Annotated in this window: 16 protein-coding genes; 6 read left to right on the top strand and 10 right to left on the bottom strand. The window is 63.9% G+C overall.

Annotated elements, in window-relative coordinates; genetic code table 11:
- Positions 1-23: 23 nt before the first annotated feature.
- Together dtd and tyrS are read right to left on the bottom strand one after the other, a co-directional pair.
- The gene (dtd, locus tag AC3A6F_RS00540; RefSeq protein ID WP_487677972.1) at positions 24-482 is read right to left on the bottom strand and encodes a D-aminoacyl-tRNA deacylase; all 459 of its coding nucleotides are present in this window, start codon (positions 480-482) and stop codon (positions 24-26) included.
- Positions 479-1,756 carry a tyrosine--tRNA ligase gene (gene tyrS, locus AC3A6F_RS00535; RefSeq protein WP_487677970.1) on the bottom strand — a complete coding sequence of 426 codons (1,278 nt, stop codon included), beginning with the start codon at positions 1,754-1,756 and terminating at the stop codon, positions 479-481. The genes dtd and tyrS overlap by 4 nt, the downstream gene beginning before the upstream one ends.
- Before the next feature lie 148 nt (positions 1,757-1,904).
- Between tyrS and AC3A6F_RS00530 the strand changes: the two genes are divergently transcribed.
- A complete protein-coding gene (locus AC3A6F_RS00530) occupies positions 1,905-3,269 on the top strand; it encodes a peptidoglycan DD-metalloendopeptidase family protein (RefSeq protein ID WP_487677968.1) in 1,365 nt (454 codons plus the stop codon).
- Between the two features lie 79 nt (positions 3,270-3,348).
- On the top strand, positions 3,349-4,446 hold the full coding sequence (locus AC3A6F_RS00525) for an anhydro-N-acetylmuramic acid kinase (protein ID WP_487677966.1): 1,098 nt from the start codon (positions 3,349-3,351) through the stop codon (positions 4,444-4,446).
- A 3-nt stretch (positions 4,447-4,449) separates the two neighbouring features.
- On the opposite strand, the gene AC3A6F_RS00520 is transcribed toward AC3A6F_RS00525, so the two are convergent.
- The 7 genes from AC3A6F_RS00520 to rplM form a co-directional block, all read right to left on the bottom strand.
- Positions 4,450-4,716, bottom strand: a complete 267-nt coding sequence (locus tag AC3A6F_RS00520) for a hypothetical protein (RefSeq protein WP_487677964.1) — start codon at positions 4,714-4,716, stop codon at positions 4,450-4,452.
- A 35-nt stretch (positions 4,717-4,751) separates the two neighbouring features.
- Positions 4,752-4,979, bottom strand: coding sequence for a hypothetical protein (locus AC3A6F_RS00515; protein WP_147937347.1), 228 nt, complete (start codon positions 4,977-4,979; stop codon positions 4,752-4,754).
- A gap of 127 nt (positions 4,980-5,106) precedes the next feature.
- The gene (gene erpA / locus AC3A6F_RS00510) at positions 5,107-5,475 is read right to left on the bottom strand and encodes an iron-sulfur cluster insertion protein ErpA (RefSeq protein ID WP_109345080.1); all 369 of its coding nucleotides are present in this window, start codon (positions 5,473-5,475) and stop codon (positions 5,107-5,109) included.
- Positions 5,476-5,528: 53 nt separating this feature from the next.
- Positions 5,529-5,930 (bottom strand): bactofilin family protein, encoded by a 402-nt coding sequence (locus AC3A6F_RS00505; RefSeq protein WP_005667909.1) that lies wholly within the window; start codon positions 5,928-5,930, stop codon positions 5,529-5,531.
- A gap of 111 nt (positions 5,931-6,041) precedes the next feature.
- A complete protein-coding gene (argC, locus tag AC3A6F_RS00500) occupies positions 6,042-7,079 on the bottom strand; it encodes an N-acetyl-gamma-glutamyl-phosphate reductase (protein WP_123069986.1) in 1,038 nt (345 codons plus the stop codon).
- Positions 7,080-7,242: 163 nt separating this feature from the next.
- A complete protein-coding gene (rpsI, locus tag AC3A6F_RS00495) occupies positions 7,243-7,635 on the bottom strand; it encodes a 30S ribosomal protein S9 (protein ID WP_123069985.1) in 393 nt (130 codons plus the stop codon).
- Between the two features lie 9 nt (positions 7,636-7,644).
- The gene (rplM, locus tag AC3A6F_RS00490) at positions 7,645-8,073 is read right to left on the bottom strand and encodes a 50S ribosomal protein L13 (protein ID WP_123069984.1); all 429 of its coding nucleotides are present in this window, start codon (positions 8,071-8,073) and stop codon (positions 7,645-7,647) included.
- 271 nt (positions 8,074-8,344) lie between these two features.
- Here rplM and AC3A6F_RS00485 point away from each other — a divergent pair, with 271 nt between their 5' ends.
- The 4 genes from AC3A6F_RS00485 (at position 8,345) to AC3A6F_RS00470 (ending at position 12,274) form a co-directional block, all read left to right on the top strand.
- Positions 8,345-9,799: an alpha/beta fold hydrolase gene (locus tag AC3A6F_RS00485; protein ID WP_487677960.1), complete on the top strand. Its 1,455-nt coding sequence runs from the start codon at positions 8,345-8,347 to the stop codon at positions 9,797-9,799.
- Positions 9,800-9,812: 13 nt separating this feature from the next.
- Positions 9,813-10,544: an ABC transporter ATP-binding protein gene (locus AC3A6F_RS00480; RefSeq protein WP_123069982.1), complete on the top strand. Its 732-nt coding sequence runs from the start codon at positions 9,813-9,815 to the stop codon at positions 10,542-10,544.
- On the top strand, positions 10,541-11,725 hold the full coding sequence (locus tag AC3A6F_RS00475; protein ID WP_487677957.1) for an ABC transporter permease: 1,185 nt from the start codon (positions 10,541-10,543) through the stop codon (positions 11,723-11,725). Before AC3A6F_RS00480 ends, AC3A6F_RS00475 begins: the two co-directional genes overlap by 4 nt.
- Before the next feature lie 126 nt (positions 11,726-11,851).
- Positions 11,852-12,274, top strand: a complete 423-nt coding sequence (locus tag AC3A6F_RS00470; RefSeq protein ID WP_487677956.1) for an OsmC family protein — start codon at positions 11,852-11,854, stop codon at positions 12,272-12,274.
- Positions 12,275-12,450: 176 nt separating this feature from the next.
- On the opposite strand, the gene coq7 is transcribed toward AC3A6F_RS00470, so the two are convergent.
- Positions 12,451-13,095, bottom strand: coding sequence for a 2-polyprenyl-3-methyl-6-methoxy-1,4-benzoquinone monooxygenase (coq7, locus tag AC3A6F_RS00465; RefSeq protein WP_487678471.1), 645 nt, complete (start codon positions 13,093-13,095; stop codon positions 12,451-12,453).
- Between the last annotated feature and the right edge of the window lie 2 nt (positions 13,096-13,097).

Below are 13,097 nucleotides of genomic sequence, written 5' to 3'. Positions count from 1 at the left end.
GACCGCGGCGCCAGGCGCGGGTTTCAGCGCGCCGCCCCGACGGGATCAATACGCAGCCAGAATGTGACCGGGCCATCGTTGATGAGCGATACTTTCATGTCAGCGCCAAATACGCCGGTCTCGACAATGCCATGCCGTTCCCGCGCCTGGCGCACGACATGCTCGAACAGCCGCCGTCCGTCTTCCGGCGCGGCGGCTGGCGAGAACGAGGGGCGCGTGCCCGATTTCGTGTCCGCCGCCAGGGTGAATTGCGGCACCAGCAGCAAGCCGCCCTTGACGTCAGTCACGCTGCGGTTCATCTTGCCGGCCTCGTCGGAAAACACGCGGTAGCCCAGCAGCTTGGTCAGCAGCAGGTCGGCCTCACGCTCGGTATCGCCTTTTTCGGCGCATACCAGCACCATCAGGCCGGGGCCGATGGCGCCGACGGTCTGGCCGTCGACGCGCACCGCCGCTTCGCTCACGCGTTGCAGCAGGCCGATCATCGGTCCGGCGCCCCGGCGGCCAGGGTCACGCGGGCGAACTTGCGCTTGCCGACTTGCACCACGACGGTGCCGGCAGCCACTTGCAGGCCCTTGTCGCTGACCACGGCGCCGTCGATGCGCACACCGCCCTGGTCGACCATGCGCATGGCTTCCGAGGTCGAGGCGCACAGGCCGGCGGCCTTCAGCAGCTGCGGCAGGCCCAGCGGCGCGCCGGACAGCGATACCTCGGGCACGTCGTCCGGGATGCCGCCCTTGGAGCGGTTGACGAAGTCGGCCAGCGCGTCGTCGGCCGCCGCGGCCGAGTGGAAGCGTGTGACGATTTCTTTGCCCAGTGCCACTTTCGCATCGCGCGGGTTGGCGCCGCCATCGATCGTCGCCTTCAACTGGGCGATGTCGTCGAGCGAGCGGAAGGACAGCAGGTTGAAATACTTCCACATCATCTCGTCCGAGATGCTCATCAGCTTGCCGAACATGCTGTTTGGAGCTTCGGTGATACCAATATAGTTGTTCTTGGACTTGGACATCTTGTCGACGCCGTCCAGGCCTTCCAGCAGCGGCATGGTCAGGATGCACTGCGGCTCCTGGCCGTAGTCCTTCTGCAGCTCGCGGCCAACCAGCAAGTTGAATTTCTGGTCCGTTCCACCCAGCTCAAGGTCTGATTGCAAAGCGACCGAATCGTAGCCCTGCATGAGCGGATACAGGAACTCATGCACAGCGATCGGAGTCCCACTCTTGTAGCGCTTGGTAAAGTCGTCGCGCTCCATCATGCGGGCCACGGTATAGCGCGAGGCGAGCTGGATCATGCCGCGCGCGCCCAATGGGTCGCACCATTCGGAGTTGTAACGGATTTCCGTGCGGCTGGCGTCCAGCACCAGCGACGCCTGGCGGAAATACGTCATCGCGTTTTCCTCGACCTGCTCGCGGGTCAGCGGCGGGCGGGTGGCGTTGCGGCCCGACGGGTCGCCAATCATCGACGTAAAGTCGCCGATCAGGAAGATCACCTGGTGGCCCAGGTCTTGCAATTGACGCAACTTGTTCAGCACCACTGTATGGCCGAGGTGCAGGTCCGGCGCCGTTGGATCCAGGCCCAGCTTGATGCGCAGCGGCTTGCCGGTTTGTTCGGAGCGCGCCAGCTTTTGGGCGAAGTCGCTTTCGATCAGGAGTTCATCGACGCCACGTTTGGCAATGGCAAGAGACTCAAGAACCTTGTCAGTCAGTGGCAAAGGTTTAATGGAAGTTGCCGCACTACCATTAAAGGCTGCGTTAGAGGTCATAAATTCGTGTAGGAAATTGGCTAAAACGGTTGTAGGACCATATCTTTTGGTATAATTCACGATCCTGTTTTAGTTTCCTAGAGAAAACTTTTTCGGAAACGTCAGAACATGGTCCTTGAAAGTTCAGCCGCAAATTTTAACTGATTGCATGAACCCTATACAGAAAATCACTGGTAAAAGCCTGCTAGCGCTGCTGCCGAAGACCCGCAAAGCCCGCGTCCTGAGCGCCGGCGCTGTCTTCCTGAGCGTGTGCGCCTTTGGCGCCGTGGGCGTTGCACCGATCGCTCCCGATCCCTCCGACCTGCCCGTCACCTCTGTTGCGCAAGACCTGGAACTGCCGAACCTGGCCGACCAGATCGCCGCGCTCCAGCAAGACGAGCAGCAATTCATCCACGAAGAACGCATCCGCCGCGGCGATTCGCTCGGCTCGCTCTTCACCCGCCTCGGCATCGAAGACGCGCAAGCGCAAAAGTTCGTTCGTTCGGACAAACTCGCCAAGCGCCTGCTGTCGCTCCAGACCGGCAAGCGCATCCAGGCCGAGACCGACGAAAACGGCCTGCTGCTGTCGATGCGCGCCACCGTCACCGACGGCAAGAGCGGCGAAGCACGTACGATCAGCGTCGAGCGCAAGGGCGAGGAATTCGTCGCCCTCGAGACGCCGGCCAAGCTCGAACGCCGCGTCGAAATGCGCTCGCGCGAGATCGCCAGCTCGCTGTACGCAGCCACCGACGCCAATGTCGACGGCGGCAGCATCCCGGATTCGGTCGTTGGCCAGATCATCGAGATGTTCTCGACCAATATCGACTTCCGTAGCGACGTCAAACGCGGCGACCGTTTCAATGTCGTGTACGAGACCTTCTGGCTCGACGGCGAACTGATCAAGACCGGTCGCATCCTGGCTGGCGAATTCGTCAACCGCGGCACCAGCTACCAGTCGGTCTGGTACGAAGATCCGGTCTCCAAGCAGGGTGGTTACTACTCGCTGGACGGCAAGTCGCTCAAGAAAGCCTTCCTCAAGTCGCCACTGCAATACTCGCGCGTCTCGTCGGGCTTCTCGATGCGTGTGCACCCGATCTCGGGCAAGTTCAAGGCGCATAAAGGCGTCGACTTCGCCGCCGCCACCGGCACCCCGATCCGCGCCGTGGCCGACGCCACCGTCGACTTCGCGGGCAACGGTAATGGCTACGGCAATATGGTCGTCCTGAAGCACTGGTCGAACTACAGCACCGCCTACGCCCACATGAGCCGCATCGCACCGGGCATGCGCAAGGGCAGCAAGATCAGCCAGGGCCAGGTGATCGGCTACGTCGGCTCGACCGGCTGGTCGACCGGCCCTCACCTGCACTATGAATTCCGCGTTGCAGGCGTGGCCAAGGATCCGAACAAGTTCAAGTCGCTGGCCCAGCAACCGCTGAACCAGGCCGAACTGGCACGCTTCCGCATGGCGGCCGCCGAGATGAACCACCGCTTCTCGCTGATGGCGCCAAGCGGCTCGTCGATGGCAGCCCGCTAAGCCGCGCCGCTCTATATAGAACGCCCTCCTCGCATTGCGATGCCGGAGGGCGTTTTCTTTTGTATGCGTTGAGAACACCATGACCGACACTCACTCTCTCTACATCGGCCTGATGTCCGGCACCAGCCTCGACGGCGTCGATGGCGTGCTGGCCGATTTCTCGAACGGCGCCATCCAGACCCTGTCGGCCGCCTTCACCCCCTTCCCCGCCGAACTGCGCAGCGAACTGATGGCGCTGCAAGCCGCCAGCCACAACGAACTGGAGCGCGAAGCGCTGGCCGCCAACGCACTGGCCCTGGTCTATGCCGACTGCGTGCGCTCACTGCTGCCATCCTGCCCGGCGCCGGTGACCGCGGTGGCCGTTCACGGCCAGACCATCCGCCACCGCCCGGAACTGGGTTTTACGCGCCAGACCAATAACCCGGCCTTGCTCGCCGAGCTGACCGGCATCGACGTGATCGCCGACTTCCGCAGCCGCGACGTCGCCGCCGGCGGCCAGGGCGCGCCGCTGGTACCGGCCTTTCACGAGGCCGCCTTCGGCAAGCCGGGCACCGCGCGCGTGGTGGTCAATATCGGCGGCATCGGCAATATCAGCGTGCTGCACGGTGACGGCCGCGTGACCGGTTTCGATACCGGTCCAGGCAATGTCTTGCTCGACCTGTGGATCGCGCGTCACCAGGGCCGCGCGTATGACGAGGATGGCGCCTGGGGCGCCACCGGCACGGTCCAGCAGCCGCTGCTGGACGCCCTGCTCGACGAACCGTACTTCCGCCAGCCGGCGCCCAAGAGCACGGGACGCGATCTGTTCCACGCTCCATGGCTCGATGCAAAGCTTTCGACCTTCGGAAAGCTCGCGCCGGCCGACGTGCAGGCGACCCTGGTGCAATTTACTGCGGTGACGATCGCGCGCGCAATCCGCGACGAGGGCGTGACGCCGGACGCGGTCTATGTCTGTGGTGGCGGCGCGTATAACGGCGCGCTGCTGCGCGCCATTGGCGCCGAACTCGGCGGCGTGAAAGTGGCCTCGACGGCCGAACTGGGCGTGGCGCCGAACCGGGTCGAGGCGCTGGCCTTCGCCTGGCTGGGCTGGCGTTTCGTGAACCGCGAGGCGGGCAACCTACCGGCGGTCACCGGCGCGCGCGGCCCGCGCATCCTGGGGGCGTTGTACCCGGCCTGAAGTTCAGGCGGCCAGGCCTTTTTGCAGCAACTGCGCCACCAGTTCGTTGAGGTCGACGCCTTGTTCCTTGCTTTGCGCCTGCAACTGCTTGACCAGGTCGCCATTGAGCTTGACCGCGAACGGCACCAGGCCCAGCGCGCGGTCGCGTTCGCGTTGTTCGCGGCGATCCGCCGCGGGCGCATCCCCCGCCTTGCCGATGACGGCGCCTTTGGGGCCCATCTTGTTCATCAGCTTCTTTGCATCGTATTTCGCGAGGTTGGTCTTGTCCATTACTTACCTTGTTGTTGGATTGATAGTTTGGAGCGTCAGTCTAGACGCTTGAGCCGCTGGCCGAGGATGGCCCACTGGCACGGCACGCCATCGACCGTGCCGCACAGCACCCAGCCGGTGCCGATTTTTTCCACCGTGACCTCGCTCTCGATCTCCCGGGCGAGCTTCTCGGCCCAGCCCTTGGCGGCTCCCTGTCCCTTGAACAGTTCCTTGCCCTCGTAGATGACGGTGGCGTCGAATACGGGCATGGCGAATACGGTCATTGCTACCTCTGTCTTAAAAAATCGTCATGCTACCACCGTGGGCCGACAGCACACACGGTAAATACAAACGGCCCGCACAAGCGGGCCGTCGATGATCCAGACCGTGGCCTGGATGAGCGGGCAACGATTACGCCGAGAACGACGAACCGCAGCCGCAGGTCGAGGTGGCGTTCGGGTTCTTGATCACGAACTGGGCGCCTTCCAGGTCGTCCTTGTAGTCGATCTCGGCGCCGACCAGGTACTGGTAGCTCATCGAGTCGATCAGCAGCTGGACGCCTGCCTTTTCCATCGTCGTATCGTCTTCATTGACGATCTCGTCGAAGGTGAAACCATATTGGAAGCCCGAGCAGCCACCGCCCTGCACGAAGACGCGCAGTTTCAGGTCGGGGTTGCCTTCTTCTTCGATCAGCTGAGCAACTTTCTGAGCCGCGCTGTCGGTGAAGTTGATTGGTACGGGAATCGTGTCGAAATCTACTACTTCGGCGACTGCGGTCATGGGAAAGCTCCTGAATAAATCAAACACCGTCCATTATAGACGGTTGGCGGAAGTCATGCTGCCGAGCCTTCCACAGCGTCGGCTAGATGAAACACCGGCTCGCTGGCGGGTTGGTGCGTTAATTTACCTGTTACCAACGCCCCGCCATGCATCTCGAGCAAACGGTAATGTACATCCCCATTAATGCGGCCTTTCGGCTGTAATTCAAGGAGTTCCGACGAATAAACAGCCCCGGCAATATAGCCATTGACCACCAGGCTGGCGCAGCGCACCTCGCCTTCGATGCGCGCGTGCTCCGACACGATCAGCATGCTGTCGGCGCCATCCACCGCCACCACATTGCCATGGACTTCACCGTCGATACGCAGCCCGCCGGTGAAACACAGGTCACCCTCGATGCGGGCCGAGATACCGACCAGGCTGTCTATCTCGCTTTTCACTTGTCGACCGAACATGACGCACCTCTGAGGATAGTGACCGTTGGATTGAACGTGTCCAACAGTCAATTTACCCGGCTCAAAGGTCGTCGCTTTGATCTGCGTCGGGTCGCAGATCAAGGGTGACGATTATGGCAACAGCGCGATCTGCTGCAGGCCCTTCGACTCTTCCAGGCCGAACATCAGGTTCATGCACTGCACGGCCTGGCCCGAGGCGCCCTTGACCAGATTGTCCTGCACCACCAGGATCACCACGGTGTCCGTGCCTTCCGGACGATGCAGCGCCAGGCGCAGCATGTTCGAGCCGCGGGTCGAGCGCGTCTCTGGATGCGAGCCGAACGGCATGACGTCGACGAATTCGCTGTCTTTATACTGCTCTTCGAACAGCGCCTGCAGGGCGGCGTTGTCGATCTCTTGCGTCAGGCGCGCATACAGGGTCGCGTGCATGCCGCGGATCATCGGCACCAGGTGCGGGGTGAAGATCAGGCCGACCTTCTGGTCGGTGTAGCGCGCCAGCTGGGCCGAGGTCTCCGGCGTGTGGCGGTGACCTTGCACGCCATAGGCCTTGAAGTTGTCGCTCGACTCCGAGAACAGCGTGCCGATCTCGGCCTTGCGGCCGGCGCCGGAAACGCCCGACTTGCAGTCGGCGATCAGGCTGCCGGCATCGATCAGGCCGGCTTTCAGCAGCGGATAGTAGCCCAGCTGCATCGTGGTCGGGTAGCAGCCCGGGTTGGCGATCAGGCGCGCGCCCTTGATGGCGTCGCGGTTCAGTTCCGGCAGGCCATAAACCGCTTCATCCAGCAGCTCGGGCGCGGTGTGCTCGATCTTGTACCATTTTTCGAAGACGGCGCGGTCCTTGATGCGGAAGTCCGCCGCCAGGTCGATCACCTTGACGCCGGCCGCCAGCAGTTCGGGCGCCTGGGCCATCGCCACGCCGTGCGGGGTGGCGAAGAACACCACGTCGCACTGCTTGAGGTCGGCCTTGTCCGGGCTCGAGAAGGCGATATCGACGCGGCCGCGCAGCGAAGGAAACATATCGGCCACCGGCAGGCCGTCTTCCTTGCGCGAAGTGATCGCGGTCAGTTGCACATCCGGATGAACGGCCAACAGCCGCAGCAATTCCACGCCCGTGTATCCGGTTCCGCCGACGATGCCAACTTTAATCATGTCTTTTCCTTCAATAATGGTAAAAAGGCCCCTGTTAGGACGAGGCTGCATTTTAACAGTCTGTGTAGCCGGGTGCTGTATCTATCCCCAAAGCAAAAAAGCCGCCCAACCTTGCGGCGGACGGCTTTTCTGAACCAGTGCCCGAAGGCACTGAGGAAGACGATTAACGCTTCGAGAATTGCTTTGCGCGACGTGCTTTGCGCAGACCAACTTTCTTACGCTCGACTTCACGGGCGTCACGGGTGACGAAACCGGCACGTGCCAGGTCGCCCTTCAGTGCTGCGTCGTAGTCGATCAGAGCGCGGGTGATGCCGTGACGGACGGCGCCAGCCTGGCCCGATTCGCCACCGCCGTGCACGTTGACCTTGATGTCGAAACGTTCGACGTTGCCGGTCAGTTCCAGCGGCTGACGGATCACCATCAGGCCGGTTTCACGCGAGAAGTATTCCGATGCCGGTTTACCGTTCACGATGATCTGGCCGGTGCCAGCTTTGATGAACACGCGAGCGACTGCACTCTTGCGACGGCCGGTGCCGTAGTTGTAGTTACCGATCATGTCAGTTCCTTAGAGGGTCAGTGCTTGTGGTTGCTGAGCAGCGTGCGGGTGCGAACCTTCCGCGTACACTTTCAGCTTCTTGATCATGGCGTAGCCGAGTGGGCCCTTAGGCAGCATGCCCTTGACAGCTTTCTCGAGTGCGCGACCTGGGAAACGCTGTTGCATTTTCAGGAAGTTGGTTTCGTAGATACCGCCCGGGTAGCCCGAGTGACGGTAGTACGTCTTTGCGGTGGCCTTGGTGCCGGTCACGCGCAGTTTGCCGGCGTTGATCACGACGATGAAGTCGCCGGTGTCAACGTGCGGGGTGAACTCTGGCTTGTGCTTGCCGCGCAGTCGGAGTGCCACTTCGCTGGCAACACGTCCGAGGACCAGGTCCGTCGCGTCGATGACAAACCAGTCGCGCTGGACTTCATGGCCCTTAGCGGAAAAAGTTTTCATGTTTATTCCAAAAGAAAAAATTGCTCAAATGGTGGTTCCGCACAAATGCTTCAGCGGACTCGTCCTTATTGTCTTTCCTGAGCAAACGGAAAGCCGGCAATCATAACGCCATTACCTCCTTGCCGTCAATCCCCATCCACGTCGAGCAAGCGCAGCCCGCAGCTTGCGCAAGCACCGCTACCCGAAGCGCATACCTTGATGCATCGTTGAAACAATCGGTTGACCGGAGAAACAACGCGAACTTATCATCGTTGCAACCTGAGGAGATGCTGTGAAGAGATCCAAGATTCTGCCCGCCATATTGTTCCTGCCACTCCTGGGGGCGACGAGCCTTGCCAGCGCCCAGCCTGCCGCCAGCACGCCGGCGCCGTCGAAGACCGAACGCAGCTGCCACCTGCCCGGCGTGGTCGAAGCGCTGCGCTGCGTCAGCGTCGATGTCCCGCTCGACTATGCCAAGCCGCAAGGCGCGCCACTGAAACTGCACGTGACCGTCGCCCCGGCCTACCGCCAGGGCACGCGCAGCGACCCGCTATTCGTGCTGGCCGGCGGCCCCGGCCAGGCCGGCAGCGACGTGCTGCCCCTAGTCAAGCTCGCCTTCGACCGCGTGCGCGCCACCCGCGACATCGTCTTCATCGACCAGCGCGGCACCGGCCGCTCGGGCAAGCTCGATTGCGAAAGCAAGCCCGAACACGAGCGCATGACGGACGACGAGCTGATGGCCGAGCTGCGCGCCTGCATCGCCAACAACAGGCAGCCACTGGCCGCCTACACCACGGCCAACGCCGCGCGCGACCTGGAGCAGGTGCGGCGCGCGCTGGGCTACCGCCAGGTGAACCTGTGGGGCGGCTCCTACGGCACCCGCCTGGGCCAGGCCTATGCGCGCGCCTATCCGGACAGCGTGCGCAGCCTGGTGCTGGACGGCGTGGCCGCGCCCGACCAAGTGATTCCGGCCGGCGGCCGTGACGGCCAGGCCGCGCTCGACGGCCTGTTCGCCGCCTGCACCAAAGACGCTGCCTGCAACAAGGCGTATCCGAAACTGCGCGCCGAATTCGATGCGCTGGTGCAGAAGGTCGAGGCCGGGGAGGTCCACCTGTCGCTGCCCAATCCGCGCACCGCCGAGCCGACCGAGTTCACCATGAGTTCGCAGCGCTTCCTCGGCACCGTGCACAACATCCTGTATGCGCCGGCCGATGCGCGCCGCCTGCCCTTTTTGATCCATAGCGCCAGCCGCGGGCGCTGGGAGCCTTTCGTCGCGCGCCAGAACCTGGTCGGCGACTTCGGCAACGACGCCAGCATGTCGATGCTGCTGCACTTCGCCGTGGTGTGCGCCGAAGACGTGCCGCGCTTCTCGCCCGAGCTGATGAAAGCCGACGCCGCCGTGCTGGCGCGCCCGCTGGCCGAGATGATCCCGAAACTGTGCCAGGACATCAGGGTGCCCGCGGTGCCATACGTAGCGCCATCGCGCATCGAGGCGCCGACCCTGCTGCTGTCGGGCGCCCTCGATCCGGTCACGCCGCCGCACCGCGCCGCGACGGCCGCGAAGTCGATGGCCCGGGCTCAGCACGTCGTGGTGGCCAATGCCGGCCACGGCGTGTCGCAGCTCGGCTGCGCGCCGCGCCTGCTGCGCGCCTTCCTCGACCGGCCGCAAGACAAGCTCGACGCCGCCTGCATGGCCGAGGTGCCGGCCCCCACCTTCCAGCTCGGCAACGCCGGGCCGCAACCCTGAATTCGGAAACTCCATGATCGAAGTCCACGATGTACGCAAGCAGTTCGGCGCCGTCCAGGCGCTGGGCGGCGTTTCCTTCACCGCGCGCGACGGCCAGATCACCGCGCTGCTGGGCCCCAACGGAGCCGGCAAGACCACCCTGCTGCGCACCCTGGTCGGGCTGCTCAAACGCGACCACGGCGCCATCTCGATCGGCGGCGTCGACCCCGAGAAGGACCCGATGGCGGTGCGCCGCAATATCGGTTTCCTGACCGACCAGTTCGGACTGTACGAGCGCCTCACCACGCGCGAATACCTGAACTATTTCGGCGAATTGAACGGCATGGACGGCGCCGCGCTGCGCACCCGCGTCGGCGAAGTGTCGGACCTGCTCGGGATGGACGACATCCTCGAGCGCCAGACCAAGGGCTTCTCGCAGGGCCAGCGCATCAAGGTGGCGCTGGCGCGCACCCTGCTGCACCGCCCGCGCCACCTGCTGCTCGATGAACCGAGCCGCGGCCTGGACGTGATGAGCACGCGCGCGCTGCGCACCGCGCTGAACGCCCTGCGCGAGGATGGCTGCTGCGTCATCATGGCCACCCACGTGATGCAGGAAGTGATCCACCTGTGCGAGGACGTGATCGTCATCGCCAAGGGCCATACCGTGGCCCAGGGCTCGCCACAAGAACTGTGCCGGCGCACCGGCATCGCCGACCTGGAAGACGCCTTCGTCAGCCTGGTGGGCACCGAGGAAGGTATCGCATGAAGTCCAAACTCAAGGTCGTATTCCTGAAAGAGCTGCGCGAGACGCTGCGCGACCGGCGCACCTTCGGCTTCCTGGTGCTGGCGGTGCTGTTCTATCCGGCGATCCTCGGCTTCACGCTGCACCAGCTGATCGACAAGAGCACCCGCACCGAACGCGAAGGCGTCCACCTGACCGTGATCGGCGGCGCCAGGGCACCGACCCTGATCGCCCAGCTGCGCGAGCGCAGCGTGACGATCAACGACTCCGGACCCATGACCGAGGAAGCGATCGGCGAACTTTTGCACGGCAAGAAGATCGCGGCCGTGCTGCGCCTGTCGGACGACTTCGTCGACAACTACCAGTCGATGCGGCCCGCGCGCATCGAGCTGTGGTTCGACTCGTCGGCCGAGAGCGGCCCGCAACGGCGCGAGCTCGAAGATATCCTGCAGGCCTACGGCAGCAATATCGCCAGCGCGCGCCTGCTGGCGCACGGCGTGTCCCCGGCCACGCTGGCGCCGATCCAGCTGCAACGCTACGACACCGGCACCAATGCCTCGCGCTCGGCCATGATGATCGGCGGCCTGATCGGCTTCCTGTTCTTCCCGGCCTTCCTCCTGAACATGTCGTCGGCGGTCGACAGCACCGCCGGCGAACGCGAACGGCGCTCGCTGGAAGTGCTCATGGCGCAGCCGGCGCACAGCTGGGAGCTGGTGAGCGGCAAGTGGCTCGCCTCCAGCGTGCTGGCCATGCTGGGCGTCACCGTGGTGCTGATGCTGGGCCACGCGATCCTGAGATGGCTGCCGCTGGAAGAAATCGGCATGTCGTGGAACCTCGGCTGGGGCGAGCTGCTGCTGGTCTGCCTGGCCACGCTGCCGCTGGCGCTGCTGTCTTCCGCCCTCTACATCGCCATGGCGATGAATGCCAAGACGTTCAAGGAAGCCCAGACCACGGTCAGCCTGGTGATGATCCTGCCGCTGCTTCCGGGCTTCGTGGTCTCGTTCATGGAGCTCAAGACGGCGCAGTGGATGTACCTGCTGCCGATGCTGTCGAACCAGACCCTGATCAAGGAACTGGCCAAGAGCGGCGACATCGGCGCCCTGCCCTTCGTGCTGACCTTCCTGTGTTCGCTGGTCCCGGCGCTGCTGATCGTCGCCTTCGCGAGCTGGCGCATGAAGAGCGAGAAGTACGTGTTGGGTGTTTGATGCGGGGTGTTTGATGCGGGGTGTTTGATGCGGGGAGTCTGAGAAACGGCGGCCGCCCCGCACGCAAGGGCGGCGGCTGCCGTACAATCGACGCTCTTATCGACCATCAGCAACACGGAGAATCGCATGGAAGTGAAAGTCAGCTGGAACGGCCCGTCGGGCATGAGTTTCCGGGCCGAGACCGGCAGCGGCCACATGGTGGCCATGGACGGCGCGCCGGACGGCGGCGGCCATAACCTGGCGCCGCGCCCGATGGAGATGGTCCTGGTGGGCACCGGCGGCTGCAGCGCCTACGACGTGGTCCTGATCCTCAAGCGCAGCCGCGAAGACGTGCGCGGCTGCGACGTGACCCTGCAGGCCGAACGCGCCGACACCGATCCCAAGGTGTTCACCAAGATTAACTTCCACTTCACGGTGACTGGCCACGGGCTGAAACCGACGGCGGTGGAACGCGCGGTCAGGCTGTCGCACGAAAAATACTGCTCGGCGTCGATCATGCTGGCCAAGACGGCCGAGATGACGCATTCGTTCGAGATCGTCGAGGTCTGATCCCGCTCGACGATCTCGTTGGCCCCAAGACCGTCGTTCCCGCGAAGGCGGGAACCTAAGTGTGCTGGCAGGCCAGGACCGTCAAAAGTCGGTGGCAGCGCGTCGGACTTGGATTCCCGCCTCCGCGGGAATGACGTGCATAAGGCGCGGGTCGAAATGCGCGTCGCGGCAGCGGATCAAATCCGATAAGCAGTCGTAGTCATCACCTTCGCCATCGCCCGCATCGCCACCTTGACCGGCAAGGGCAGCGAGGCTGCGCCCGCAGCCTGCGCCGCGTCGGCGTGCGCGATCTCGTCGATGCGCATCTGGTCGACGATGGCGCGTGACTTGGCGTCTTGCGCCGGCAGCAGCTCGAGGTGGCTGTTCAGGTGCGCCTCGACCTGGCGCTCGGTCTCGACCACGAAGCCCAGGCTGATCGGATCGCCGATCCGCGCGGCCACGCTGCCCATCACGTAGGCGCCCGCATACCACAGGGGATTCAATACGCTCGGTTGCGATCCGAGCTCGCTCAGGCGCTGCGCACACCAGGCCAGGTGGTCTTCTTCCTCGCGCGCGGCGTGCTCGAACTGGGCGCGCACCTCTTGCGTATGGGCGAAGCTGGCCTGCGAATCGTAGAGCGCCTGCGCGCATACCTCGCCCACGTGGTTCACCCGCATCAGGCCCGCGGCGTGGCGGCGCTCGGCGTCGCTCAATTCGCTGTCGATGGCATGCGCGCCCGGGTTCGGGCGCGACATCGCCGCCACGCCGCCGACGACGCGCAAGGCCTTGTCGACGCCGACGATCAGTTGGTCCAGGGGGCTGATGAAACGGTTCGCAATCATGG

The organism is Massilia sp. Soil_C_3 (genome assembly GCF_057657035.1).
The sequence above is the reverse complement of the archived record's forward strand: the minus strand, read 5'-3'. Positions and strand labels throughout refer to the sequence as shown.

Excerpts from the sequence above, each read along its gene's own strand:
- dtd (WP_487677972.1), bottom strand. The coding sequence starts at position 482 with ATGATCGGCCTGCTGCAACGCGTGAGCGAAGCGGCGGTGCGCGTCGAC.
- tyrS (WP_487677970.1), bottom strand. The coding sequence starts at position 1,756 with ATGACCTCTAACGCAGCCTTTAATGGTAGTGCGGCAACTTCCATTAAA.
- AC3A6F_RS00530 (WP_487677968.1), top strand. The coding sequence starts at position 1,905 with ATGAACCCTATACAGAAAATCACTGGTAAAAGCCTGCTAGCGCTGCTG.
- AC3A6F_RS00525 (WP_487677966.1), top strand. The coding sequence starts at position 3,349 with ATGACCGACACTCACTCTCTCTACATCGGCCTGATGTCCGGCACCAGC.
- AC3A6F_RS00520 (WP_487677964.1), bottom strand. The coding sequence starts at position 4,716 with ATGGACAAGACCAACCTCGCGAAATACGATGCAAAGAAGCTGATGAAC.
- AC3A6F_RS00515 (WP_147937347.1), bottom strand. The coding sequence starts at position 4,979 with ATGACCGTATTCGCCATGCCCGTATTCGACGCCACCGTCATCTACGAG.
- erpA (WP_109345080.1), bottom strand. The coding sequence starts at position 5,475 with ATGACCGCAGTCGCCGAAGTAGTAGATTTCGACACGATTCCCGTACCA.
- AC3A6F_RS00505 (WP_005667909.1), bottom strand. The coding sequence starts at position 5,930 with ATGTTCGGTCGACAAGTGAAAAGCGAGATAGACAGCCTGGTCGGTATC.
- argC (WP_123069986.1), bottom strand. The coding sequence starts at position 7,079 with ATGATTAAAGTTGGCATCGTCGGCGGAACCGGATACACGGGCGTGGAA.
- rpsI (WP_123069985.1), bottom strand. The coding sequence starts at position 7,635 with ATGATCGGTAACTACAACTACGGCACCGGCCGTCGCAAGAGTGCAGTC.
- rplM (WP_123069984.1), bottom strand. The coding sequence starts at position 8,073 with ATGAAAACTTTTTCCGCTAAGGGCCATGAAGTCCAGCGCGACTGGTTT.
- AC3A6F_RS00480 (WP_123069982.1), top strand. The coding sequence starts at position 9,813 with ATGATCGAAGTCCACGATGTACGCAAGCAGTTCGGCGCCGTCCAGGCG.
- AC3A6F_RS00475 (WP_487677957.1), top strand. The coding sequence starts at position 10,541 with ATGAAGTCCAAACTCAAGGTCGTATTCCTGAAAGAGCTGCGCGAGACG.
- AC3A6F_RS00470 (WP_487677956.1), top strand. The coding sequence starts at position 11,852 with ATGGAAGTGAAAGTCAGCTGGAACGGCCCGTCGGGCATGAGTTTCCGG.
- coq7 (WP_487678471.1), bottom strand. The coding sequence starts at position 13,095 with ATGATTGCGAACCGTTTCATCAGCCCCCTGGACCAACTGATCGTCGGC.